The 22282-nt window shown below is 71.9% G+C and carries 19 protein-coding genes and 1 pseudogene; 10 read left to right on the forward strand and 10 right to left on the reverse strand.

What is annotated here, in order from left to right:
* Positions 1–98 precede the first annotated feature (98 nt).
* Positions 99–785: a glycerophosphodiester phosphodiesterase gene (locus AB0G63_RS35710; protein ID WP_360759021.1), complete on the reverse strand. Its 687-nt coding sequence runs from the start codon at positions 783–785 to the stop codon at positions 99–101.
* 19 nt (positions 786–804) lie between these two features.
* The gene (locus tag AB0G63_RS35715) at positions 805–1968 is read right to left on the reverse strand and encodes an adenosine deaminase (RefSeq protein ID WP_360759023.1); all 1164 of its coding nucleotides are present in this window, start codon (positions 1966–1968) and stop codon (positions 805–807) included.
* A 55-nt stretch (positions 1969–2023) separates the two neighbouring features.
* Between AB0G63_RS35715 and AB0G63_RS35720 the strand changes: the two genes are divergently transcribed.
* Entirely contained in the window at positions 2024–2779 is a 756-nt protein-coding gene (locus AB0G63_RS35720; protein WP_360759024.1) for a DUF4190 domain-containing protein, read from the forward strand.
* A 479-nt stretch (positions 2780–3258) separates the two neighbouring features.
* On the opposite strand, the gene AB0G63_RS35725 is transcribed toward AB0G63_RS35720, so the two are convergent.
* A complete protein-coding gene (locus AB0G63_RS35725) occupies positions 3259–3831 on the reverse strand; it encodes an NADAR family protein (RefSeq protein WP_360759026.1) in 573 nt (190 codons plus the stop codon).
* A 209-nt stretch (positions 3832–4040) separates the two neighbouring features.
* Between AB0G63_RS35725 and AB0G63_RS35730 the strand changes: the two genes are divergently transcribed.
* The 6 genes from AB0G63_RS35730 to AB0G63_RS35755 all read left to right on the forward strand — a co-directional run bounded on the left by AB0G63_RS35730 (position 4041) and on the right by AB0G63_RS35755 (position 11235).
* A complete protein-coding gene (locus tag AB0G63_RS35730) occupies positions 4041–5576 on the forward strand; it encodes a gamma-aminobutyraldehyde dehydrogenase (RefSeq protein ID WP_360759028.1) in 1536 nt (511 codons plus the stop codon).
* A 62-nt stretch (positions 5577–5638) separates the two neighbouring features.
* Positions 5639–6886, forward strand: coding sequence for a spermidine/putrescine ABC transporter substrate-binding protein (locus AB0G63_RS35735; RefSeq protein ID WP_360759030.1), 1248 nt, complete (start codon positions 5639–5641; stop codon positions 6884–6886).
* Positions 6883–8049: an ABC transporter ATP-binding protein gene (locus AB0G63_RS35740; RefSeq protein WP_360759032.1), complete on the forward strand. Its 1167-nt coding sequence runs from the start codon at positions 6883–6885 to the stop codon at positions 8047–8049. The genes AB0G63_RS35735 and AB0G63_RS35740 overlap by 4 nt, the downstream gene beginning before the upstream one ends.
* Positions 8049–8984, forward strand: a complete 936-nt coding sequence (locus AB0G63_RS35745) for an ABC transporter permease (protein WP_360759034.1) — start codon at positions 8049–8051, stop codon at positions 8982–8984. Before AB0G63_RS35740 ends, AB0G63_RS35745 begins: the two co-directional genes overlap by 1 nt.
* Positions 8985–9785, forward strand: coding sequence for an ABC transporter permease (locus tag AB0G63_RS35750; protein WP_360759036.1), 801 nt, complete (start codon positions 8985–8987; stop codon positions 9783–9785).
* Positions 9786–9816: 31 nt separating this feature from the next.
* Complete coding sequence (locus AB0G63_RS35755) at positions 9817–11235, forward strand: FAD-dependent oxidoreductase (RefSeq protein WP_360759038.1); 1419 nt, start codon at positions 9817–9819, stop codon at positions 11233–11235.
* 180 nt (positions 11236–11415) lie between these two features.
* Here the strand turns inward: AB0G63_RS35755 and AB0G63_RS35760 are convergent, their stop codons facing one another.
* Together AB0G63_RS35760 and gabT are read right to left on the reverse strand one after the other, a co-directional pair.
* Positions 11416–12306, reverse strand: coding sequence for a phosphatase PAP2 family protein (locus AB0G63_RS35760; RefSeq protein ID WP_360759041.1), 891 nt, complete (start codon positions 12304–12306; stop codon positions 11416–11418).
* A 179-nt stretch (positions 12307–12485) separates the two neighbouring features.
* Positions 12486–13820: a 4-aminobutyrate--2-oxoglutarate transaminase gene (gene gabT, locus AB0G63_RS35765; protein ID WP_360759043.1), complete on the reverse strand. Its 1335-nt coding sequence runs from the start codon at positions 13818–13820 to the stop codon at positions 12486–12488.
* Positions 13821–14228: 408 nt separating this feature from the next.
* Here gabT and AB0G63_RS35770 point away from each other — a divergent pair, with 408 nt between their 5' ends.
* Together AB0G63_RS35770 and AB0G63_RS35775 are read left to right on the forward strand one after the other, a co-directional pair.
* Positions 14229–16385 carry an ATP-binding protein gene (locus AB0G63_RS35770; RefSeq protein ID WP_360759045.1) on the forward strand — a complete coding sequence of 719 codons (2157 nt, stop codon included), beginning with the start codon at positions 14229–14231 and terminating at the stop codon, positions 16383–16385.
* A 144-nt stretch (positions 16386–16529) separates the two neighbouring features.
* Entirely contained in the window at positions 16530–18185 is a 1656-nt protein-coding gene (locus AB0G63_RS35775; RefSeq protein ID WP_360759047.1) for a PucR family transcriptional regulator, read from the forward strand.
* 108 nt (positions 18186–18293) lie between these two features.
* Here AB0G63_RS35775 and AB0G63_RS35780 read toward each other — a convergent pair whose 3' ends face one another.
* From AB0G63_RS35780 to AB0G63_RS35800, 5 genes and pseudogenes are all read right to left on the reverse strand, one after another.
* Positions 18294–18722, reverse strand: a complete 429-nt coding sequence (locus tag AB0G63_RS35780) for a PIN domain-containing protein (RefSeq protein ID WP_360759049.1) — start codon at positions 18720–18722, stop codon at positions 18294–18296.
* Positions 18719–18976 (reverse strand): type II toxin-antitoxin system prevent-host-death family antitoxin, encoded by a 258-nt coding sequence (locus tag AB0G63_RS35785; protein WP_360759051.1) that lies wholly within the window; start codon positions 18974–18976, stop codon positions 18719–18721. The genes AB0G63_RS35780 and AB0G63_RS35785 overlap by 4 nt, the downstream gene beginning before the upstream one ends.
* A gap of 410 nt (positions 18977–19386) precedes the next feature.
* Positions 19387–19524: pseudogene (locus tag AB0G63_RS35790) on the reverse strand (protocatechuate dioxygenase); the annotation flags it as partial.
* Between the two features lie 81 nt (positions 19525–19605).
* Entirely contained in the window at positions 19606–19842 is a 237-nt protein-coding gene (locus AB0G63_RS35795) for a hypothetical protein (protein WP_360759053.1), read from the reverse strand.
* A 2-nt stretch (positions 19843–19844) separates the two neighbouring features.
* On the reverse strand, positions 19845–20459 hold the full coding sequence (locus AB0G63_RS35800) for a polymorphic toxin-type HINT domain-containing protein (protein WP_360759055.1): 615 nt from the start codon (positions 20457–20459) through the stop codon (positions 19845–19847).
* Between the two features lie 356 nt (positions 20460–20815).
* Between AB0G63_RS35800 and AB0G63_RS35805 the strand changes: the two genes are divergently transcribed.
* Positions 20816–22261: an aldehyde dehydrogenase family protein gene (locus tag AB0G63_RS35805; protein ID WP_360759058.1), complete on the forward strand. Its 1446-nt coding sequence runs from the start codon at positions 20816–20818 to the stop codon at positions 22259–22261.
* Positions 22262–22282 lie beyond the last annotated feature (21 nt).

Below are 22282 nucleotides of genomic sequence, written 5' to 3' on the forward strand. Positions count from 1 at the left end.
GCCCCTCAAACGAGCCGAACACCGCAACCTGCCGCCACCAGCCACGGCAGTCCTCACGATCTCCAGACCACACACCACCTAAGTCACCGGCATTGCGTCTAGAGCGGGATGCGCAGGGGGCCGAGTACGTCGACGCGGTTGGTGGTGATCGAGTCCACGCCGACGTCGATCAGCCGGCGCATGGAGCGGCGGGTGTCCGGGGTCCAGACGGACAGCAGGTAGCCGTCGCGGTGGACGCGGGCGGCGAGGGCGCGGTCGACCAGGGAGAAGCGGTAGTTGAGCCAGCGCGGGCGGATCGCCTCCAGCAGGACCGGCCGCGGGGGCGCCAGCGTGGTGCGGGTCAGGGCGATCTCCGCGGACGAATCGGCCGCGCGGACGGCGAGCATGGCGGCCGCGCCGGCGCAGTAGTACACCCGCTCCCGCGCCCCGGCCTCGCGTACGACGTCCACGACCCGGCGAACCGCCCGCACGTCCGGCTCGCCGGGCAGGTCCAGCATCACCCGGGTGTCGTCGGTCGCGGCCAGCGCCTCCGCCAGCGTCGGCACCCCGCCGTCCGTCAGCTCGCGCACCTCGCCGGCCGTCAGCGACCGCAACGGCCGGTCCCGCTCCCACAGGCGCTTCAGCGTCGCGTCGTGCAGCAGCACCGGCACGCCGTCCTTCGTCAGCCGTACGTCGATCTCGACGGCGTCCGCGCCCAGGCCGAGCGCGGAACGCAGCGAGCCGACGGTGTTCTCGCGGACGCGGTAGGGGTCGCCGCGGTGGGCCACGGCGGTCACGTTCTGCATGACCCCCATTGTGGCGGGATCAGGGGGCGAGCCACGCCCTGGTGTACGCGTCGATCTCGTCCCGGATCCGTGCCTTGCCCGCCTCGTCGAGGAAGGAGGCGTCGACGGCGTTCTTCGCCAGGTCCGCGAGACCCCGCTCGTCCAGCTCCAGCAGGCGGGCGGCGACCGCGTACTCGTTGTTCAGGTCGGTGCCGAACATCGGCGGGTCGTCGGAGTTGATCGTCACCAGGACGCCCGCCTTCGCGAACTCCTTGATCGGGTGCTCGTCCAGGGCGCGCACCGCGCGGGTGGCGATGTTGGAGGTCGGGCACACCTCCAGCGGGATCCGCCGCTCGGCCAGGTGCGCGAGCAGTTCCGGGTCCTGGAAGGAGTTCGTGCCGTGCCCGATGCGCTCGGCCCGCAGGTGGGTCAGCGCGTCCCACACCGTCTGCGGGCCGGTGGTCTCGCCGGCGTGCGGCACCGACCGCAGCCCGGCGGCGATCGCCCGGTCGAAGTACGGCTTGAACTGCGGCCGCGGCACACCTATCTCGGGCCCGCCGAGCCCGAAGGAGACCAGGCCCTCGGGGCGCAGCCGGTCGTCGGTGGCCAGCCGGGTCGTCTCCTCGGCGGCCTCCAGACCGGCCTCGCCCGGGATGTCGAAGCACCAGCGCAGCACGGTCCCGAAGTCGGCCTCGGCCGCCTTGCGGGCGTCCTCGATCGCGTCCATGAACGCGCGTTCGTCGATGTTGCGCCGGGTCGAGGACCACGGGGTGACGGTCAGCTCGGCATAGCGCACCTGCTGCCGGGCCATGTCACGCGCCACCTCGTACGTCAGCAGCCGTACGTCCTCCGGCGTGCGGATCAGGTCCACGACGGACAGGTACACGTCGATGAAGTGGGCGAAGTCCGTGAAGGTGAAGTAGTCGGCCAGCGCCTCGGGGTCCGTGGGCACCTTCGAGTCGGGGTGGCGGGCGGCCAGTTCGGAGACGATCCGGGGGGAGGCGGAGCCGACGTGGTGGACGTGCAGTTCGGCCTTGGGCAGTCCGGCGATGAAGGCGTGCAGGTCGTTCGGGACGGCGGTGGACGCGTCGATACGGTCGGTCAAGGGTTCCTCCCCGGGAACGGCGTCCCGCGGCGGTCGGCCGGGCGGGACGCGGGTGATCGGCTGATCGGTGACTCGGGGATCATCGTAGGCCGAGCCCACGTGTGGCCGGGCCGGGCCGTAGAGTGACGGGACGTCCAGAGAGGGGACCTGCCGCATGTCCGACGACGCGCAGACGCCGGCAGCGCCGGACAACGGCGCCGGCCACTGGCCGGCCGCCCCCGGCGACGCGACCGGCCGGGTCCCCCTGGACAAGCCGGAGCCGACGCCGGAGCCAATGCCGGAGCCGAACCCGTGGGCGCCGCCCGCGGCCGACGCGTCGTCGGGCCCCGGCCGGTACACCGGTGCGGGGCAGTTCCCGGCGGCGCCCTCCGCGCACGACCAGCGGACGGTCGTCTCCATGCCCGGCGCCGGAGCCGGCGGTACGCCGCCTCCCTCCCAGCCCTGGGCCGGACCCTTCGCCCCGCCGACCCCGATGCCTCAGACGCCCGGCGCCGTCCCCTCGCACAGCGAGCCGGTCCCGCCGCCGCCCATCGCCCCCGACGGCCCCGGCCAGGTCCCCTACGGCTATCCCGGCGGCTACGGCCACCCGGCCGGCAGTCCGTCCGGCTACGGCACCCCGGGTTACGGCAGCCCCGGCTATTACGGCTGGCCCGGCATGACGCCGCTGCCCAGCAACGGCATGGGCATCGCCTCGATGGTGCTCGGGATCGTCGGGGCCGCCGTCTTCTGTCTGTGGCCGATCGCCATCATCGTGGGCGTGCTCGCCCTGATCTTCGGCTTCATCGGCCGCGCCAAGGCCGCCCGGGGCGAGGCGACGAACCCGGGCCAGGCCCTGACCGGCATCATCTGCGGAGCCGTCGGCATCGTGCTCGGCCTGGGCATGATCGCCTTGCTGATCGCCAACCCGTGACCTCCCGGTCCAGGCCTGTCACCTGATCACATCGGCGGCCAAGCCTCCGGCCCGCCTCCCGACCCGGCCTCCGACCGGCGCCTCGCGGGCGGTCCCTCAACCGTCCTGCCCCGGACCCCGCCCTCCGTCGGTGTCCGGCACCGGACACGGTGTCCGCCGACAGCCTGCCCGCCGGGCCATGGCCGGAGAAGTCGCGGAAAATCGAGCCGGCCGTCGCCGATCACCGGCCCCGGCCCGCACGAGCGCTTCGGACGTCCGGCCTCCCGAGCCCTGCCCGGTCCGCCGCCGAGGCGACGGTGTCCGCCGTCGTCGGCGGCGATGTCCGTTCCACTCCGGCCCCGCCCCCGCGCCCCGAGTCCGCGGCAAGGCCGGGCCCGCCTGTCCAGCCGCGGCGCCGCGACCGTCGGTGACGGCTGCCGCGCTCGTCCCGCGGCAGCCGGCCGGCCCCCGCGCCCCCGACCCTCACCCGGCCCCGCCCCTCACCCGCCCCCGGCCAGTCGCTCCCGGGCCTCCATCAGGGCGAAGCCCAGCAGGTTCGCGCCGCGCCAGCGCTCGGGGTCCGTCGCCGCCTCGTCGGTCGCGGCGAGGCCGATGCCCCACACCCGGTCCATCGGGCTCGCCTCCACCAGGACGCGGTCGCCCGTGTTCAGCAGGAACTCCCGCAGATCGGCGTGGGCGGCGAACTTGTGGACGCTGCCCTCCACCACGATGCCGAACCGCTCCCGCTCCCAGACGGCCTCGTCGAAGCCGCGCACCAGGCGCCCCACCTTCTGGGCCTGCGCGGGATGGTCCGCGGCCAGCACCTGCCGCTCCGCCGCCGCGTCGCCGAACAGCCGCGCCTTGCCCGCCATCATCCAGTGCTCGGCGGTCGCATAGGTCACCGAGTCCACAGTGAAGGGCGACGGCGACCACTGGCTCAGGCAGCCCGGCCCCACGCGGCCGTCCGCCCGCGGCCCATGCCTCCAGAAGTGCAGATACTTGATTCCGGCCCCCGCGCGGACCGCCCTGACCAGCGATTCCCTGGAAGCGATTTTCCCCGTCACCCGTTCCATGCACGCGAGTGTCGCAGCCGCCACTGACACTCCGTCCCCCCTTTTCCGGGGCCACTCGACACCTGGTCGACAGATTCCGTCGCGTAACCGAAAGGCAACAACGGAATCACTTGTAGGAGTCCCATTGCTCTGTCAGGATCGGCACTCAAATCGGACTGGAGCCACGCCACCCGCCCCATGAGCCGGGTGCCCCGGCGGAGGAGAGCGACATGCACAACCCGGGCATCGTCACCCCGGAACGATTCCCCGCCCAGGACCGTTTCGCGGACGGCGCGCAGTACATCGCGGGCCGCCCGGCGAAGGGCACCTCGGGCCACACGTACGCGGTCGTCGACCCCGCGACCGGCGAGGACGTGTACACGTACGACCTGGCCGGCGCCGACGACGTGGACGCGGCGGTCGCCGCGGCGCGCGAGGCGTTCCCGGACTGGGCGGCCGCCACCCCGGGCGAGCGTTCCGACGCCCTGCACCGCCTGGCCGCCGTGCTCGCCGACCGCGCGGAGGAGTTCGCCCGCGCCGAGTCCCTCCAGTGCGGCAAGCCGCTGAAGCTGACCCGCGAGTTCGACGTGCCGGGGACGATCGACAACACCGCCTTCTTCGCCGGCGCCGCCCGCCACCTTCAGGGGCAGGCCGCCGGCGAGTACTCCGGCGACCACACGTCGTACGTGCGCCGCGAGGCCATCGGCGTCGTCGGCTCCATCGCGCCGTGGAACTACCCGCTGCAGATGGCGGCGTGGAAGATCCTCCCGGCGATCGCGGCCGGCAACACCGTCGTGCTCAAGCCGGCCGAGCTCACCCCGCTGACCTCGCTGCTGTTCGCCGAGGCCGTCACCGCCGCCGGCATCCCCGACGGCGTCGTCAACATCGTCACCGGCACCGGCCGGGAGGCGGGCGAGCGCCTGGTCGGCCACCCCGACGTGGCGATGACCTCCTTCACCGGCTCGACCGCCGTCGGCAAGCGGGTCGCCGAGATCGCCACCGCCACCGTCAAACGGCTCCACCTGGAGCTGGGCGGCAAGGCGCCGTTCGTGGTCTTCGACGACGCCGACCTGGAGGCCGCCGTCAACGGCGCGGTCGCGGGCGCGCTCATCAACACCGGCCAGGACTGCACCGCCGCCACCCGCGCGTACGTGCAGCGGCCCCTGTACGAGGCGTTCGTCGAGCGGACGGCCGCCCTGATGGACACCGTCCGGCTCGGCGACCCCTTCGCGCCGGGCACCGATCTCGGTCCGCTGATCTCCCACGTCCAGCGCGACCGCGTCGCCGCCTTCGTCGACCGCGCGCGCTCCTACGCGCGCGTGGTCACCGGCGGCGAGGCCCCGCAGGGAGATCTCAAGAACGGCGCGTATTATCGGCCCACCCTCATCGCCGACGCGCCCCAGGACAGCGAGGTCGTGCAGTCCGAAATCTTCGGCCCCGTGCTGGTGGTCCTGCCCTTCGACAGCGACGACGAAGGAATCAGGCTCGCCAACGACACCCCGTACGGGCTCGCGGCCTCCGCCTGGAGCCGCGACGTCTACCGGGCAGGCCGCGCCACCCGCGAGATCAAGGCGGGCTGCGTGTGGATCAACGATCACATCCCGATCATCAGCGAGATGCCGCACGGCGGCTACAAGGCGTCCGGCTTCGGCAAGGACATGTCCGCCTACTCCTTCGAGGAGTACACGCAGGTCAAGCACGTCATGTTCGACAACACGGCGGTGGCCCGGAAGGACTGGCACCGCACCGTCTTCGGGGACCGATAGACAGCAGCAGAACCGGCCGCTTCACCCGCGGCCCCTCACCCTCCCGAAAGGGCACCACGCGCATGGAGCAGTACGAGCCCGACCGCCTGTCCCCGGCCCAGGTGGCCGCCATGCGGCGCAGTTTCCGCAACGGCAGGGCCGCCCTCACCCGCCGTTCGCTGCTGCGCGCCTCCGCGGGCGGCGCGCTCGCGGTCGGCGGTCTCGGAGCACTCAGCGCCTGCGGGATCCCCGCGGCGGGCAACACCAAGGGCGGCGTCTCCGCGGAGGACCACTCGGCCAAGGAGAAGGTGGTCAACTTCTCCAACTGGACCGAGTACATCGACGTGGACGACAGCGAGAAGCACCACCCCACGCTGGACCGGTTCACCAAACGCACCGGCATCGAGGTCAAGTACACCGAGGACATCAACGACAACGTCGAGTTCTTCGGCAAGATCAAGCCGCAGCTGGCGGCCGGCCAGGACACCGGGCGCGACATCATCGTGCTCACCGACTGGCTCGCGGCCCGCCTGATCCGCCTCGGCTGGGTCCAGAAGCTGGACCCGTCCAACCTGCCGCACGCCTTCGCCAACCTGTCGCCGCAGTTCCGCAGCCCCGACTGGGACCCGGGCCGCGCCTACAGCTACGTCTGGCAGGGCATATCCACCGTCGTCGCGTTCAACAAGAAGGCGCTCGACGGCGTGGAGGTCAAGTCGATCTCCGACCTGCTCGACAACCCCAAGCTCAAGGGCCGCGTCGGCTTCCTGTCGGAGATGCGCGACAGTGTCGGCATGACCATGCTGGACATGGGCATCGACCCGGGGAAGTTCACCGCCGACGACTACGACAAGGTGATCGCCCGGCTGCAGAAGGCCGTCGACAAGGGGCAGATCCGCCGCTTCACCGGCAACGACTACACGTCCGACCTCACCAAGGGCGACCTGGCGGCCTGTGTGGCCTGGGGCGGTGACATCGTCCAGCTCAAGGCGGACAGCCCGGACGTCGACTTCATCATCCCGGACAGCGGCTACATGACGTCGACGGACAACATGCTGATCCCCAACAAGGCGCGTCACAAGACCAACGCCGAGCGGCTCATCGACTTCTACTACGAGCCCGAGCAGGCCGCGGCGCTCGCCGCCTACGTCAACTACGTGTCCCCGGTCGACGGTGTGAAGCCCTACCTCACGAAGATCGACAAGACGGCGGCGGACAACCCGCTGATCCTTCCGGACAAGGCCACGGCCGCCAAGTCCCACGCCTTCCGCTCGCTGAGCTCGAAGGAAGAGACCGAGTTTGAACAGAAGTTCGCGAAGCTGACTGGGGCGTGATCACCGTGACGAACAAGAACGACACCGGCGGCGACGTCCGACTGACGGGCGTCAGCAAGACCTACGGCTCCTTCACCGCAGTCCACCCGCTCGACCTGACCGTGCCGCAGGGCTCCTTCTTCGCCCTGCTCGGCGCCTCCGGCTGCGGCAAGACCACCACCCTGCGCATGATCGCCGGCCTGGAGGAGCCCACCACGGGCACCGTCCACCTCGGCGACCAGGACGTGTCGCACCTGCCGCCCTACAAGCGGCCGGTCAACACGGTCTTCCAGTCCTACGCCCTCTTCCCGCACCTCGACATCTTCGAGAACGTCGCCTTCGGTCTGCGCCGGCGCGGCATCAAGTCGGTGAAGAAGCAGGTCGAGGAGATGCTGGAGCTCGTCCAGCTCGGCGAGCAGGCCCGCAAGAAGCCGCACCAGCTCTCCGGCGGCCAGCAGCAGCGCGTCGCCGTGGCCCGCGCGCTGATCAACCACCCCAAGGTGCTCCTGCTCGACGAGCCCCTCGGCGCCCTCGACCTGAAGCTGCGCCGTCAGATGCAGCTGGAGCTCAAGCGGATCCAGACCGAGGTCGGCATCACCTTCATCCACGTCACGCACGACCAGGAGGAGGCCATGACCATGGCCGACACCGTCGCCGTGATGAACGGGGGCCGCGTGGAGCAGCTCGGCTCGCCGGCCGACCTGTACGAGAACCCGCAGACCACCTTCGTCGCCAACTTCCTCGGCACCTCCAACCTCATCGAGGCCGAGGTCGACACCATCAGCGGCGACGACATCGTCCTGCGGGCCGGCGGCGGCAAGCTCGTGCTGCCCGGGACGCGCTGTTCGGCGCCCACCACGACCGGCGGCAAGGTGCTGGTCGGCGTACGCCCGGAGAAGATCTCCCTGGTCCCCGCCGCGGACGCCGGAGAGATACCCGCCGGCCGCAACCGGATCACCGGCACCATCGCCGACTCCAGCTTCATCGGCGTCTCCACGCAGTTCGTCGTCGACAGCCCGGTCTGCCCCGACTTCGAGGTCTACGTCCAGAACATCGACCGCGACCCCCGGCTCGCCCCCGGCGCCGAGGTCGTCCTGCACTGGAACCCGGCCCACACCTTCGGCCTGGACGCCACGCAGGACATCGACGCCGGAGTCGAGACCGTCGAGGAAGAGGCGGCCTGATGACGACGATCACCGAGGCGGAGGCACCTCCGCCGCTCGCCCCCGCCACCCCCGCGAAGAAGCCCCCGCGCAAGCGGGGCCGCCTGGTGCCGTACTGGCTGCTGCTGCCCGGCATCCTGTGGCTGCTGGTCTTCTTCGCGCTGCCGATGGTCTACCAGGCGTCCACGTCCGTGCAGACGGGCTCCCTGGAGAAGGGCTACCAGGTCACCTGGCACTTCGCGACCTACTGGGACGCGCTGACCGAGTACTGGCCGCAGTTCCTGCGTTCGGTGCTGTACGCCGGCTCGGCGACCATCCTGTGCCTGATCCTCGGCTACCCGCTGGCCTACCTGATCGCGTTCCGCGCGGGCCGCTGGCGCAACCTGATCATGGTCCTGGTGATCGCGCCGTTCTTCACCAGCTTCCTGATCCGCACGCTCGCCTGGAAGACCATCCTCGCGGACGGCGGCCCGGTGGTCGGCGCCCTGGACTCGCTGCACATCCTGAGCGTCACCAACTGGCTCGGCATGACGGCCGGCGACCGGGTGCTCGCCACCCCGCTCGCGGTGGTGTGCGGTCTGACGTACAACTTCCTGCCGTTCATGATCCTGCCGCTGTACACCTCGCTGGAGCGCATCGACGGACGGCTGCACGAGGCGGCGGGCGACCTGTACGCACGCCCGGCCACCACGTTCCGCAAGGTCACCTTCCCGCTGTCGATGCCGGGCGTGGTCTCCGGCACGCTGCTGACCTTCATCCCGGCGGCCGGCGACTACGTCAACGCGGACCTGCTCGGCTCGACCGACACCCGCATGGTCGGCAACGTCATCCAGACCCAGTTCCTGCGGATCCTGGACTACCCGACGGCGGCGGCGCTGTCGTTCATCCTGATGGCCGCGATCCTCATCATGGTCACGTTCTACATCCGCAAGTCCGGCACGGAGGATCTGGTTTAAATGGCCTTCGTCAACTGGCTCAAGCGCCACCTCGTCGTCATCGCGGGACTGCTGACCCTCGGGTACCTGCTGCTGCCCAACGTCATCGTGACGGTGTTCTCCTTCAACAAGCCGAAGGGGCGCTTCAACTACGAGTGGCAGCAGTTCTCCACGGACGCCTGGACGGACCCGTGCGGAGTCGCCGGCATGTGCGGCTCGCTGTCGCTCAGCCTCCAGATCGCGCTCTGGGCGACGATCGGCGCCACGATCCTCGGCACGATGATCTCCTTCGCGCTGGTCCGCTACCGCTTCCGGGCGCGTGGCGCGGTGAACTCGCTGATCTTCCTGCCGATGGCGATGCCCGAGGTCGTCATGGCCGCCTCGCTGCTCACCCTGTTCCTCAACATGGGCGCCCAGCTGGGCTTCTGGACGATCCTGATCGCCCACATCATGTTCTGCCTGAGCTTCGTGGTGACGGCGGTGAAGGCGCGCGTGATGTCGATGGACCCGCGGCTGGAGCAGGCCGCCCAGGACCTGTACGCCGGTCCGGTGCAGACGTTCCTGCGGGTCACGCTGCCCATCGCGGCCCCGGGCATCGCGGCGGGCGCGCTGCTCGCCTTCGCGCTCTCCTTCGACGACTTCATCATCACCAACTTCAACGCCGGCTCGACCGTCACCTTCCCCATGTTCGTCTGGGGTTCGGCGCAGCGCGGAACGCCCGTCCAGATCAACGTGATCGGCACGGCCATGTTCCTCATCGCCGTACTGCTCGTGCTGACCTCGATGGTCGTCGGCAACCGCCGCAACAAGCAGAAGGCGTGATCCACCGCAACCCTGTAGGGAGTTGAAAATCATGGCCCCAGGCGCCATGAGCCGTTGGACAAGAGCACTCTCCGACGCCCAGCCGGTCCCGTACTGGCTGGACGACCCCGGCAAGCCCCGTCCCGAGCCCGCCCTCACCGGCGCCGAGACCTGCGACCTGCTGGTCGTCGGCGGCGGCTACAGCGGACTGTGGACCGCGCTGATCGCCAAGGAGCGCGACCCCGGGCGGGACGTCGTCCTGCTGGAAGGCCGCGAGGTGGGCTGGGCCGCCTCCGGCCGCAACGGCGGCTTCTGCGCCGCCTCCCTCACCCACGGTCTGGCCAACGGGCTGACCCGCTGGCCGGACGAGATCCACAAGCTGGAGGAGCTGGGCGCCCGCAACCTCGACGAGATCGAGGCCGCGGTCGCCCGGTACGGGATCGACTGCGACTTCGAGCGCACCGGCGAGATCGACGTCGCCACCGAGACGTACCAGGCGCGGGAGCTGCGCGACTGGTACGAGGAGATGGAGCGCCGCGGCCTCGCCGACGGCGTCGAGTTCCTGGACGCCGAGGCGGTGCGCAGCCACGTCGACTCGCCGACCTTCCAGGCCGGCCTGCACGACCGCAAGGGCGTGGCCCTGGTCAACCCGGCCCGGCTCGCCTGGGGCCTGAAGCGGGCCTGCCTGCGGCTCGGCGTCCGCGTCCACGAGCACACGCCCGCGCTCGCCCTCAAGCCGTACGGCGCCGGCATGGCCGTACGCACCCCCTACGGCTCCGTGCGCGCCCGTAAGGTCGCGCTCGGCACGAACGTCTTCCCGAACCTGGTCCGGCGGGTGCGCCCGTACACCGTCCCGGTCTACGACTACGCGCTGATGACCGAGCCGCTGACCGACGAGCAGCTCGCGTCGGTCGGCTGGAAGAACCGCCAGGGCCTCGGGGACAGCGCCAACCAGTTCCACTACTTCCGGCTGTCCGCCGACAACCGCGTCCTGTGGGGCGGCTACGACGCGGTCTACCCCTACGGCGGCCGGGTGCGCGCCGAGTACGACGACCGCCCGGAGACCTACGCCAAGCTCGCCGACCACTTCTTCACCTGCTTCCCGCAGTTGGAAGGCGTCCGCTTCACGCACGCGTGGGGCGGCGCGATCGACACCTGCTCGCGCTTCTCGGCGTTCTTCGGCACCGCGCACCGGGGGAAGGTGGCGTACGCCGCGGGCTACACGGGGCTCGGCGTGGGCGCGACCCGGTTCGGCGCCGAGGTGATGCTGGACCTGCTGGCGGGGGAGACCACCGAGCGCACCTCGCTGGAGATGGTCCGCAAGAAGCCGCTGCCCTTCCCGCCCGAGCCCTTCGCCTGGACCGGCATCGCGCTGACCAAGTGGTCCCTGGCCCGCGCCGACGCGCACGACGGCCGGCGCAACCTGTGGCTGCGGACGATGGACCGGCTGGGCCTGGGCTTCGACAGCTGAGCGCTCCGCTCGGTCATTGCGGGGTGCGTGCTGTCGGCCGTGACGGGCTGTGTGCCGTCGGCCGTGACGGGCTGTGTGCCGTCGGCCGTGACCGGCTGTGTGCCGTCGGCCGTGACGGGCTGTGTGCCGTCGATCGTCTGCCGCGCCGTCCTGGCTGATTGCGCGGTTCCCCGCGCCCCTTCAGGGCGCGGCCGGGCCGCGGCTGGTCTCGCCGTCCTGCCCAGCGGTCGGCGGACCGCCTCCGGCGCCGTACGCGGCGTGGACGACCAGCGTCAGGCAGGTCAGCAGCACCGCGCCGAGGCACCAGCTCGCCAGGACGTCCAGCGGCCAGTGGTAGCCGCGGCGGACCAGGCCGGAGGCGACGGCGAGATTGACGGCGGCGCAGGCGACGACGACCACGCGACGGGCGGCCGCCGAAGCCAGCCAGGGCAGCAGGAGCACCGCCGCCGCGCCGTAGGCGACGGCGGCGGTCGCCGTGTGGCCGGAGGGGTAGTAGCCGGTGCCCGGCGGCACGGCCGGGGTGCCCGGTCGGGCGGTGAACTCCTTGAGCGGGACGACCAGCGCCGGCACCAGTGCCATGACGAGCGCCGCGGCGAGCGGCGGCAGCCACCAGCGTCGGGCGCCCGCCCGACGGCCGCGCCGGGCCACATCGGCCAGCACGAGGGCCAGGACCGGGAGCGCCACCCCGACACCGCCGAGGTCGGACAGCAGTTCCGAGACGCGGTCCGGGTGCACCAGAACGCGGCTGACCCGCTCGTCCACGCGCACCAGCGGGCCGTCGGCCACGACCTGCCAGGTGATCAGCGCGAAGAGGAGAGCGGGGAGCCCGAGAAGGAGGAAGGAGAGGAAGGAGGCCGGCCGCCCCGGAACAGGGGGGGTCGTTCCGGAGCGGCCGATCGGATCGGATGGACGCCCACCCCGGGGGGTTTGGGGCGGGCGACTGTCCGACCGGTGAGGAGATCCGGAGCCGGAGGCCCCGGTTGTGTGCGCGAGGGCACGACCAGGTCGAAGCTGGGGAGGCCCCGGCCTGAGGTCGTCCGCAGTCCCCTGCGGACGGGGTGTTTCTCTCATCTGCGTAGAACCTACGGCAGTGCCGGTGGCGACGACAGACGGAATCGCACCCCGACATCCACCTCGCACACGTTCTTCACACGCTCTGCCGTTGGCCGCCCCAGCCCTGGGATCAGCTGTGCGGACGGGCGCTCAGATGCCTGCGAAAGCCTGCACGCGGAGCCTGCGAAAGCCTGCTCTCAGACGCCCGCGAGAGCCTGCTCGATGATGTCGAGGCCCTCGTTCAGCAGGTCCTCGCCGATCACCAGCGGGGGCAGGAAACGCAGCACGTTGCCGTAGGTGCCACAGGTGAGGACGAGCAGGCCCTCGGCGTGGCAGGCCTTGGCGAGCGCGCCGGCCGCCTCGGGGTTCGGCTCCTTGGTCGTGCGGTCCTTGACCAGCTCGATGGCGATCATCGCGCCGCGTCCCCGGACGTCGCCGATGATGTCGAACTTCTCGGCCATGGCGGTGAGGCGGCCCTTCATGATCGCCTCGATGTTCTTCGCCTTGGCGTTGAGGTCCAGCTCCTTCATCGTCTCGATCGCACCGATCGCGCCGGCGCACGCGACGGGGTTGCCGCCGTAGGTGCCGCCGAGGCCGCCCGCGTGCGCGGCGTCCATGATCTCGGCGCGGCCGGTCACGGCGGAGAGCGGCAGACCGCCCGCGATGCCCTTGGCCGTCGTGATCAGGTCGGGGACGATGCCCTCGTCCTCGCAGGCGAACCACTGGCCGGTGCGGCAGAAGCCGGACTGGATCTCGTCCGCGACGAAGACGATGCCGTTGTCCGAGGCGAACTGGCGGATCGCGGGCAGGAAGCCCTTGGCCGGCTCGATGAAGCCGCCCTCGCCGAGCACCGGCTCGATGATGATCGCGGCGACGTTGTGCGCGCCGATCTGCTTGGTGATCTGGTCGATGGCCTGCGCGGCGGCCTCGGGGCCGGCGTTCTGCGGACCGGTCGGCCAGCGGTAGGCGTAGGCGACCGGCACACGGTAGACCTCGGGCGCGAACGGGCCGAAGCCCTGCTTGTACGGCATGTTCTTCGCCGTCAGCGCCATCGTCAGGTTGGTCCGGCCGTGGTAGCCGTGGTCGAAGACGACGACCGCCGGGCGCTTGGTGTACGCACGCGCGATCTTCACCGCGTTCTCGACGGCCTCGGCGCCGGAGTTGAACAGGGCGGACTTCTTGGCGTGGTCACCCGGCGTGAGCTCGGCGAGGGCCTCGGCGACCGCCACGTAGCCCTCGTACGGGGTGACCATGAAACAGGTGTGGGTGAAGTCGGCGAGCTGCGCGGACGCCCGGCGTACGACGGCCTCGGCGGACGCGCCGACCGTCGTCACCGCGATGCCCGAGCCGAAGTCGATGAACCGGTTGCCGTCGACGTCCTCGATGATGCCGCCGTCGGCCCGGGCGGCGAAGACGGGCAGCGTGGAGCCCACGCCCTGCGCCACCGCGGCGACCCGGCGGGCCTGCAGTTCCTGCGACTTCGGACCGGGGATGGCGGTGACGAGGCGGCGCTCCTGCGGAAGTGCGCTCATGGGGGCTCCTGTGGGGTTTTACGGCCTTACGAACTCTTTCCTCGCAGGCTAGGACGGGGAGCGGGGGGTGGGCATGCTCCATGTGGGCGTTGTCGTGACGACGGATTGTCCGCGGTGGCCATAGCGGGTGGTCTCGGTATGGCCGTCCGTCATGGCCACAGCGAATGCCACAGCGAATGCCACAACGCATGCCACAGCGGATGGCCGTGGCGGGTGGCCGTAGGAGCATCAGGGCGCGCGCCGTCGGCGGTCACCCGACGGCCCCCGTGTACCCGCTTCCGGCGCGTGCGCACGGCCCGGGCCCGAACCGGCCCGTCCCCTCGGCCGCGCAATCGGTGAACTCCCCTTGCCGGGGCGTTAGATTGACCGCTGATGGAGCACCAAACGGCTGGTCGGGGAGCGAGGGCGATGGACAGCGACGGGACGCAGGACGCGCGGGGCACGCATGCGAACCCGGTGCCGCGTCCGGCAGGTCCGCCGGAGGTTCCGGCGATGCCGCCGAGGCCTCCCGCGGCGCCGGGCACGCCGCCATGGCCTTCCGCGGCGCCGGGCACGCCGCCGCGGCCGGACGGGCAGGCGTTCCTGGCCTGGCTGCGGGCCCCACGGCCCGAGGCGCCGCCCGGCGTGTGGCGGTTCGGACACCGGCCGCGCCCGCAGGAGGAACCGGAACTCACCCCCGCACGCCAGCTGCTGAGCGGGGCACTGATCGCCTTCCTCGTCGGCTGGCTGGTCTGGTCCCTGCTGTGGAACGGCTACCTCGGCGACTGGTGGCTGCTGCCGCTCTGGGCGATGATCCCCGACTCCTGGGCCCAGCCCCACAGCTTCGCCGCGGTCGTGGTCGTCTACGCCTACTACGTGCTCATCGCCCTGGTCATCATGGTCGGCGTGGGCCGCCTCGGCCGCTGGGGCGAGATCTGGCGCCGTTACGGACCTCCCGCCTGGCGCCCGGCCGCCACCCCGCGCACCGAGCGCCCGCCCGCCCCCGAGCAGGACCCCGCCGAGTGGCCCCAGCTGCGCGCCGCCGGAGCCGTCGACGCCGCCGAACGGCTCGCCGCGGAGGCCAGGGCGGGCCTGATGCGGGACGTCGACCACGCTCGCATCACCCGCGCCTGGCAGGGCGTGCGCAGCGGCCGGCACAGCCTCGCCGCGTTCACCGGCGCGGTGCTCCAGGAGGGCGCCGCCGCCTGCCTGCACCCCTCCGGGGAACGCGACCTGCCCGCCCGGCTCGCCCGGCACGACCTGATCACCGGGCAGGTGCGGCTCGGCGCCGCCGCCGACGACCCCCGCAACCCCTACGCCTACCGCGGGGCCGGCCTCGGCCTCGGCCCCGACCTGCTCGGCACCTCCCTGCTCGCCGTCGGCCCGGCCGGCTCCGGCAAGACCGGCACCGTGGTGCGGCCGCTCGCCGAGTCGCTGTGCCTGCACGCGCTCGCCGGACGGGCCGCCGTCGTCGTGGTCGGCGCCGCGGGGGCGGGCCTCGGACCGGCCGGCGCCTACGACGTCGTCGTACGCGTCGGGCAGCCCGACTCCGTCCACGACCTCGACCTGTACGGCGGGACCACCGACCCCGACGAGGCCGCCGCGGTGCTCGCCGAGGCGCTCGTCGGAGACCTCGCCGACCCGCACCCCGGCAGCGACAGCCGCCGCTCCACGACCGTGCTGGCGCAGTTGCTCGGACCGTTCCGGGCCGTCCACGGCCGCTTCCCCTCCGTACCGGAGCTGCGGCAGCTGCTCGACGCGGCCCCCGGCCCGCTGGGCGAACTGCGCACGGCGCTGGAGGCCTCCGGGCAGGACTCGCTGCTGCGCGAACTGGACGCGCGGCAGCGGCAGGCGGGGCACCCGGGCGACGTGGCCGGCGTCCTCGCCGACCGGGTCGCGCTGCTCGACCGGCCCGCCTTCGCCGGGTTCTTCGACACCTCCGGGCAGTCCCGGCCGTTCTCCCTCAAGGCCCTCGACCACCCGGTGCGGGTGCGCATCGACCTGCCCGAGCGCGGGCACGCCGACGCCTCCCGGATGCTGGCGCGGCTGGTGCTCGCGCAGTTCACGGCGAGCGTCGCGGTACGGGAGGACCGGTCGCTGTTCGCCTGCCTGCTGCTGGACGACGCGGCGGGCGTCGTGACCCCCGAGGCGGTGCGCGGCATCCAGCGGCTGCGGTCGGCGAACGCGGGCGTCGTGCTGACCCTGCGCACGCTGGACGACGTACCGCGGCCGCTGCGCGGGCCGCTGCTCGGCGCGACCGGCTGCCGGATGGCGCTGTCCGGGCTGACCCCCTGGGACGGGCAGGACTTCGCCGAGGTGTGGGGCAAGGAGTGGACCGAGACCCGCGACGTCACGGACCGGCAGATCATCGCCGAGACCCCGGCCGGCAAGGCGGTGCACATGCTGCGCCGGGTGATCACCGGCAAGGCGCCCACCGCGCGGGCCGTGACCGTGCGCCAGGTCGAGCGGGAACGGTGGTCGGCGTCCGAACTCGCCCACGGGGTCCCGCCGGGCCACGCGGTGCTGTCGCTGACCACGGTGCAGGGCGAGCACGCGCCGCCGCTGCTGGTGGATCTGCGGGGCTGAGTCCCGGCCGTACGAGGAGGCCGGCCGACCGTACGAACGGGAGGCCGGTCGATCGTACGGTGAGGCAGAATCGGCATAGGCCGTTCGTACGCGACGGCCAAGTGATCACCTCGATCGCGTCGCCCTCCTCGAGATGAAGGCCTCATGCCCCCGACGCTCGCCTCGCTCGTCCACCACTCGGCGCTCAAGCTGACCGTGCGCGCGGGCGAGGACCGCCTGGACGTGCCCGTCCGCTGGGCGCACGTCAGCGAGCTCGCCGACCCCGTGCCGTACATGGAGGGCGGGGAACTGCTGCTGATCACCGCGCTGAAGCTGGACGCCGAGGACCACGTGGCGATGCGCCGGTACGTGCGGCGGCTGGCCGGAGCCGGTGTCGTCGGCCTCGGCTTCGCCGTCGGCGTCAACTACGACGAGATCCCCGAGGCCCTCGTCGACGCGGCGCGGGCGGAGGGGCTGCCGCTGCTGGAGGTGCCGCGCCGCACGCCCTTCATCGCCATCAGCAAGGCCGTCTCCGCGGCGATCGCGGCCGAGCAGTACCGGGCGGTGACGGCCGGGTTCGCCGCGCAGCGCGAGCTGACGAAGCAAGCCCTGACGGACGGCCCGGAGGGGCTGCTCGCCGCGCTCGCCTCGCAGGTCGACGGCTGGGCGGCGCTGTACGACGCCTCGGGCGCCGTCGTGGCCGCCGCACCGGAGTGGGCGGGCCGCAGGGCGGCGCGGCTCAGGGCGGACGTGGAACGGCTGCGGGAGCGGCCCGCGCCCGCGTCCTCGGTGGTGGGCGGACCGGACCACGAGGACCGCGTCGAGCTGCACTCCCTGGGCACCGGTCGGCGCCCGCGGGCCGCGCTGGCGGTGGGCACCGCCGCGGCCCCCGGCACCGCCGAACGGTACGCCGTCCACTCGGCGATCGCGCTGCTGACCCTGACCACGGAACGCTCCCGCTCCCTGCACGCCGCCGAACAGCGCATCGGCGCGGCGGTGCTGCGCATGCTGCTCGCGGGCGAGCCCGAGCACGCGCGCACCGTCGCCGGCGACCTGTACGGCGGACTGCTGGACGCCCCGTTCCGGATCATCGTCGCCGAGTGCGCCTCCGCGTCGGCCGCGCGGGCGGCCGCCGACCCGGCCGCCCGTCCCCCGGCCGCCCGGGGCGGCACCGCCGACGGCACGGACGGCGACCCGCCGGCCGCGCTCGCCGAGGCCGTGGAGTCGGCGGCGGCCCGCGCCGGGGAGGCCGTGCTGGTCGTGCCCGAGGGGGAACGGCTGGTGGTGCTGGCCGCGGACGGGGGCGCGGCGGTCGCCGCCTGCGGCCGGTACGCGACGGCACAGGAGACGGCGCGCGAACGGGCGGCGGGGACGGGGGACCGGGCGGCCGACGGTCACGAACTGGTCGTGGGCCTGTCCGCCCCGGCCGGACCGACCGCGGCCATGGTGGCGTACAAGCAGGCCGAACAGGCACTGTCGGTGGCCCGGCGGCGGGGCCGGGTGTGCGTGGAGCACGAGCAACTGGCGGCCGGATCGCTGCTGCCGCTGCTGGCCGACGACGCGGTCCGGGCGTTCGCCGACGGCCTGCTGCGCGCGCTGCGCGACCACGACGCGACCGGCCGCGGCGACCTGGTGGCCTCACTGCGGGCCTGGCTCTCCCGCCACGGCCAGTGGGACGCCGCAGCCGCCGATCTGGGCGTCCACCGCCACACCTTGCGCTACCGCATGCGCCGAGTGGAGGAGATCCTCGGCCGCAGCCTGGACGACCCGGACGTACGGATGGAACTCTGGCTGGCGCTGAAGGCGACTTCGGGGGAGTGAGGGACCGCGCGGCGGACGACGACAGAGAGTTGTGCGTGTGACCGAGGCGAGCGCTCGCTGCCAGGCTCGATGGTGATCGTCGTCTGCTCGGTGGTCACCGGTCATCGGTCACCGGTCGTCGGGCCAGAGGCGGAAGGCGGGGTGGCCTGTGAGTGGGCGCACCGTGCGGAAATGGCGGCGGTCCAGGGTCAGAACGCCGTCTGTTCGGTACTCGGCCGCCATGACGATGTTCATGGTGTCCGTAAGACCGATCTGCGGATAGCGGCGCATCGTCACCAACGCCGTCGACAGATGCGGTTCGACCTCGGGCACCGCGTACCGTCGTACGGCGACGCGGTCACGGACGTGGGTGAGCGCCGCGTGTGCGGCATCTGGGCCGACCCGCGCGGTCAGCAGGTAGTCGAGCTCGGCCAGCACCAGGGGTGTGATCACCAGGTGGGCGGCGGACGCCACCGCCGCGCGGCACGCCTTGTGCTCCGGGTCGGTTCCGTCGTAGTACGCGAAAAGTCCCGACGTGTCGGCGATCAGTACGGTCACGCCCCGAACCCCTCCAGGTAGTCGCCACGGCCCGCCGACCAGTCCACGGGCGACCCGCTGTGGAACACGGGAGCCTCGTCGTCTTCTCCCATCGGGTCGGTCGGATACGCGGAAACCGAGGCCTCCGCCTCGCTCACCGGAGAGAGTATGGCGACCGGCCGGCCGTTCTTGGTCACCGTGATGCGTTCGCCGCGCTCTGCCGCGGCGAGGATCTTCGAGGCGTTCTGGTTGAACTCGCGGGCGGTCGTCTCCATGTACTACATCGTAGTACGTGGAGCACGTGTCGGTGGCGTGATCGAGGTCGCCGGTCTGGGACAGTGTCTCGCCGCGCGGTCATCCCGGCACCCGAGGGGATGGCCCCGCGCTATCCAGGTCCCGCGTCGGAAACGCCGCGAACCCACGTCACCGGACGGAGGCGTGAGCGACGCGGGCGCCTGACGGTGTTTCGGGGGCGGTGCTCCCCGGTCCCGCAGCACACCGGTCACACCTGCCTGCCGGCCTGCTGGCTCGGCAGGCGGGCCCACGCCCCCGGGACCCCCGCCTAGCCTGTCCGTAGGCGGCATCTGCCGTGACCCAGGTGATGGGCAGAAGCGAGGCGATTGCACGCAACACCATGCGCCGGCTCCGCTGCGGTGACGCCCGTTCAGAGTCGAAGCGGACGGTGTCAGCTCCTCTCGACGCCGAGTGTCAGCGTCCCTGCGTACCCGGCCGAGGCCGAACTGCCCAGCGCCGTCAGGGTGGGCAGGCCGGAGGCGGCGCTCCCGTCGTCGTAGACCGAGTCCTGAACGAGAGTGGTGCGGGTCGGGCGCGAGCGCGGGCAGGCAAGCCGAAGGCGCTCGGCCGGTGGATACGGCCGAGCGCCCTCGCTGCGCTGTCCTGTCCGTCAGGGCAGCCTGCGAGCAGCCTCCTGGACTGCCCATTGCACCAATCGCACACTCACGGGCTGATCGATGAGGCGAATGAACAGCTCATCCGACCCCTCGCGCTGAAACACCTCGAGAATCTCCACGATGGCGCCGCGGTCATCCCTGGTGCGAAATTCAACGATTCTCTCGTCCGAGTCGATCGGCGTGAAATTCTGGACGTGAACCTCGCGCCCGTTGTGTCGTTCAGGATGCATCTCTACGTCCCCGCGTCGAGGAACCCCATGAACTCGAATTTGCCGCGGCGTGACCAGTACCTGATCCCTCTGCCGTCAGCGCCTCGCACGTCAAGGAGATCGCTCTGGTACTTGCGTGAGTGGTAATGGTCGATCGAGGCCACGTTGTCGAGGATCTCATCCTGCACCTGGCTTCCCAGAGCATTCCACGCGTCCGGGTTCTTCTTGCCCTCGGGTTTCGGCCACTCGCCTTCCCTGAATGACGGGCGACCTGGGTTGGAATGATTTTCGAGCCCACGTCCGACCTTCCTGTACAGCCCCTTCTTGTCCTTCGGGTCGGTCTGCAAGCCGACAGCCCGCAGCTCGTCGATCAGATCGTTGTACTGATCACAGCTGTGGACCAGGAGCGCCGAGTTGCCTGCCTCGACATAGTACGTGTGGACATCGGTGACGGTCAGGTTGTGGACCGTCGCCTTCTTCGCCGTCCATGCCTCGACCGCGCCGATCTGGATCCAGGTGCCTGAGGACGTCTCAAGCCACTGGCGCGGCTTCAGCTCACCGGCGTCGACCCACTCTCGCAGCGACGGAACCCAGAATGGGTGACCGGCCGTCGCGGTGACGGTCGTGGTCCTCGCCACGGCCTGCCGGGCTCACCAGCACGCAGCCGGCGCCCGCCGGGACACCGCCGGGCAGAAGGAACCGCCCGGCGGTGTCACGACCGAGCCGGACGACCACGGGCTGGGCGGCAGGCCCGCCGCGAGCACGACATCACCACCGCGACCAGCATCAACCAGGACCAGCATCAACCAGATCGCGGGCGATTTCACTTAATCGCTGGCTGCCCGTGCTGCCTCAAAACACGGCCTAGGACAATCCGGCGCACCCCCCGCACCCACTTCTCCGCCCCGGACAAACGCCCGCGGCCCCGCCCGCCCCTACCGTGGTGCCGAAAGCCATGCACACATCCCCAACGCGGAAGGGCCGGGACTCGACAATGACTTCCACCCACGCCTTCTGGCTCGCCGGCCGCCAGGTCACCGGCGAGGACAGCTTCGACGTCACCTCGCCGTGGGACGGCCGGGTCGTCGGCAAGGTGAGCGTGCCGACCGACGCGCAGGTCGAGGAGGCCGTGGCCGCCGCGTACGCCGTACGGGACGAGTTCGCCGCCACCCCGGCCCACGCCCGCGCCGCCGCCCTCGACCACGTCAGCCGACGGCTCGTCGAGCGCACCGAGGAGATCGCGCAGCTCATCTCCGCCGAGAACGGCAAGCCGATCAAGTGGGCCCGCGGCGAGGTCGGCCGCGCGGTGTCGGTGTTCCGGTTCGCCGCCGAGGAGGCCCGCCGCTTCAACGGCGGCGAGGCCCAGCGGCTCGACACCGACGCCGGCGGCCAGGGCCGGCTCGCCCTCACCCGCCGCTTCCCGAAGGGCGTCGTCCTCGGCATCGCGCCCTTCAACTTCCCGCTGAACCTGTGCGCCCACAAGATCGCCCCGGCGATCGCGGCCGGCGCGCCGATGATCCTCAAGCCGGCGCCCGCCACCCCGCTGTCCGCCCTGGTCCTCGGCGAGCTGCTCGCCGAGACGGACCTGCCGGCCGGGTCGTGGAGCGTCCTGCCGGTCGCCAACGACCGCATGCCCGCCCTGGTCCAGGACCCGCGCCTGCCGGTGATCTCCTTCACCGGCTCCGAGAAGGTCGGCTACGCGATCATGGACTCGGTGCCGCGCAAGCACTGCACCCTGGAGCTGGGCGGCAACGGCGCGGCCGTCGTGCTGGCCGACTGGGCGAGCGACGCCGACCTCGACTGGGCCGCGAACCGCATCGCCACCTTCTCCAACTACCAGGGCGGCCAGTCCTGCATCTCCGTACAGCGCGTGATCGCCGACGCCGCGGTGTACGACCGGCTGCTGCCGCGCATCGTCGCCGCCGTCGAGGCCCAGGTCACCGGTGACCCGAACGACGACAAGACCGACGTCGGCCCGCTGATCAGCGAGGACGCCGCCAAGCGCGTCGAGTCCTGGGTGGACGAGGCCGTCACCGCCGGGGCGCGGCTGCTCACCGGCGGCAAGCGCGACGGCGCCTCCTACGCGCCGACCGTCCTCGCCGACGTGCCGGCCGACGTGACGATCTCCTGCGAGGAGGTCTTCGGGCCCGTCCTCACCGTGCGCAAGGTGGACGGGGAGGCCGAGGCGTTCGCCGCCGTCAACGACTCCAAGTACGGCCTTCAGGCGGGCGTGTTCACGCACGACGTCCAGGTCGCCTTCCGCGCCCACCGCGCCCTGGAGGTCGGCGGCGTCGTCATCGGCGACGTCCCGTCCTACCGCGCCGACCAGATGCCGTACGGCGGCGCCAAGCTGTCCGGTGTGGGCCGCGAGGGCGTGAAGTACGCGATGGACGACTACACCTACGAGCGGGTGCTGGTGCTCACCGGTCTCGCCCTCTGACCCGTCCGAGCGACCCCGAAG

Origin of the sequence: Streptomyces sp. NPDC020996 (genome assembly GCF_040641355.1) — a bacterium.
In the GTDB taxonomy this organism is placed as follows: Bacteria; Actinomycetota; Actinomycetes; order Streptomycetales; family Streptomycetaceae; genus Streptomyces.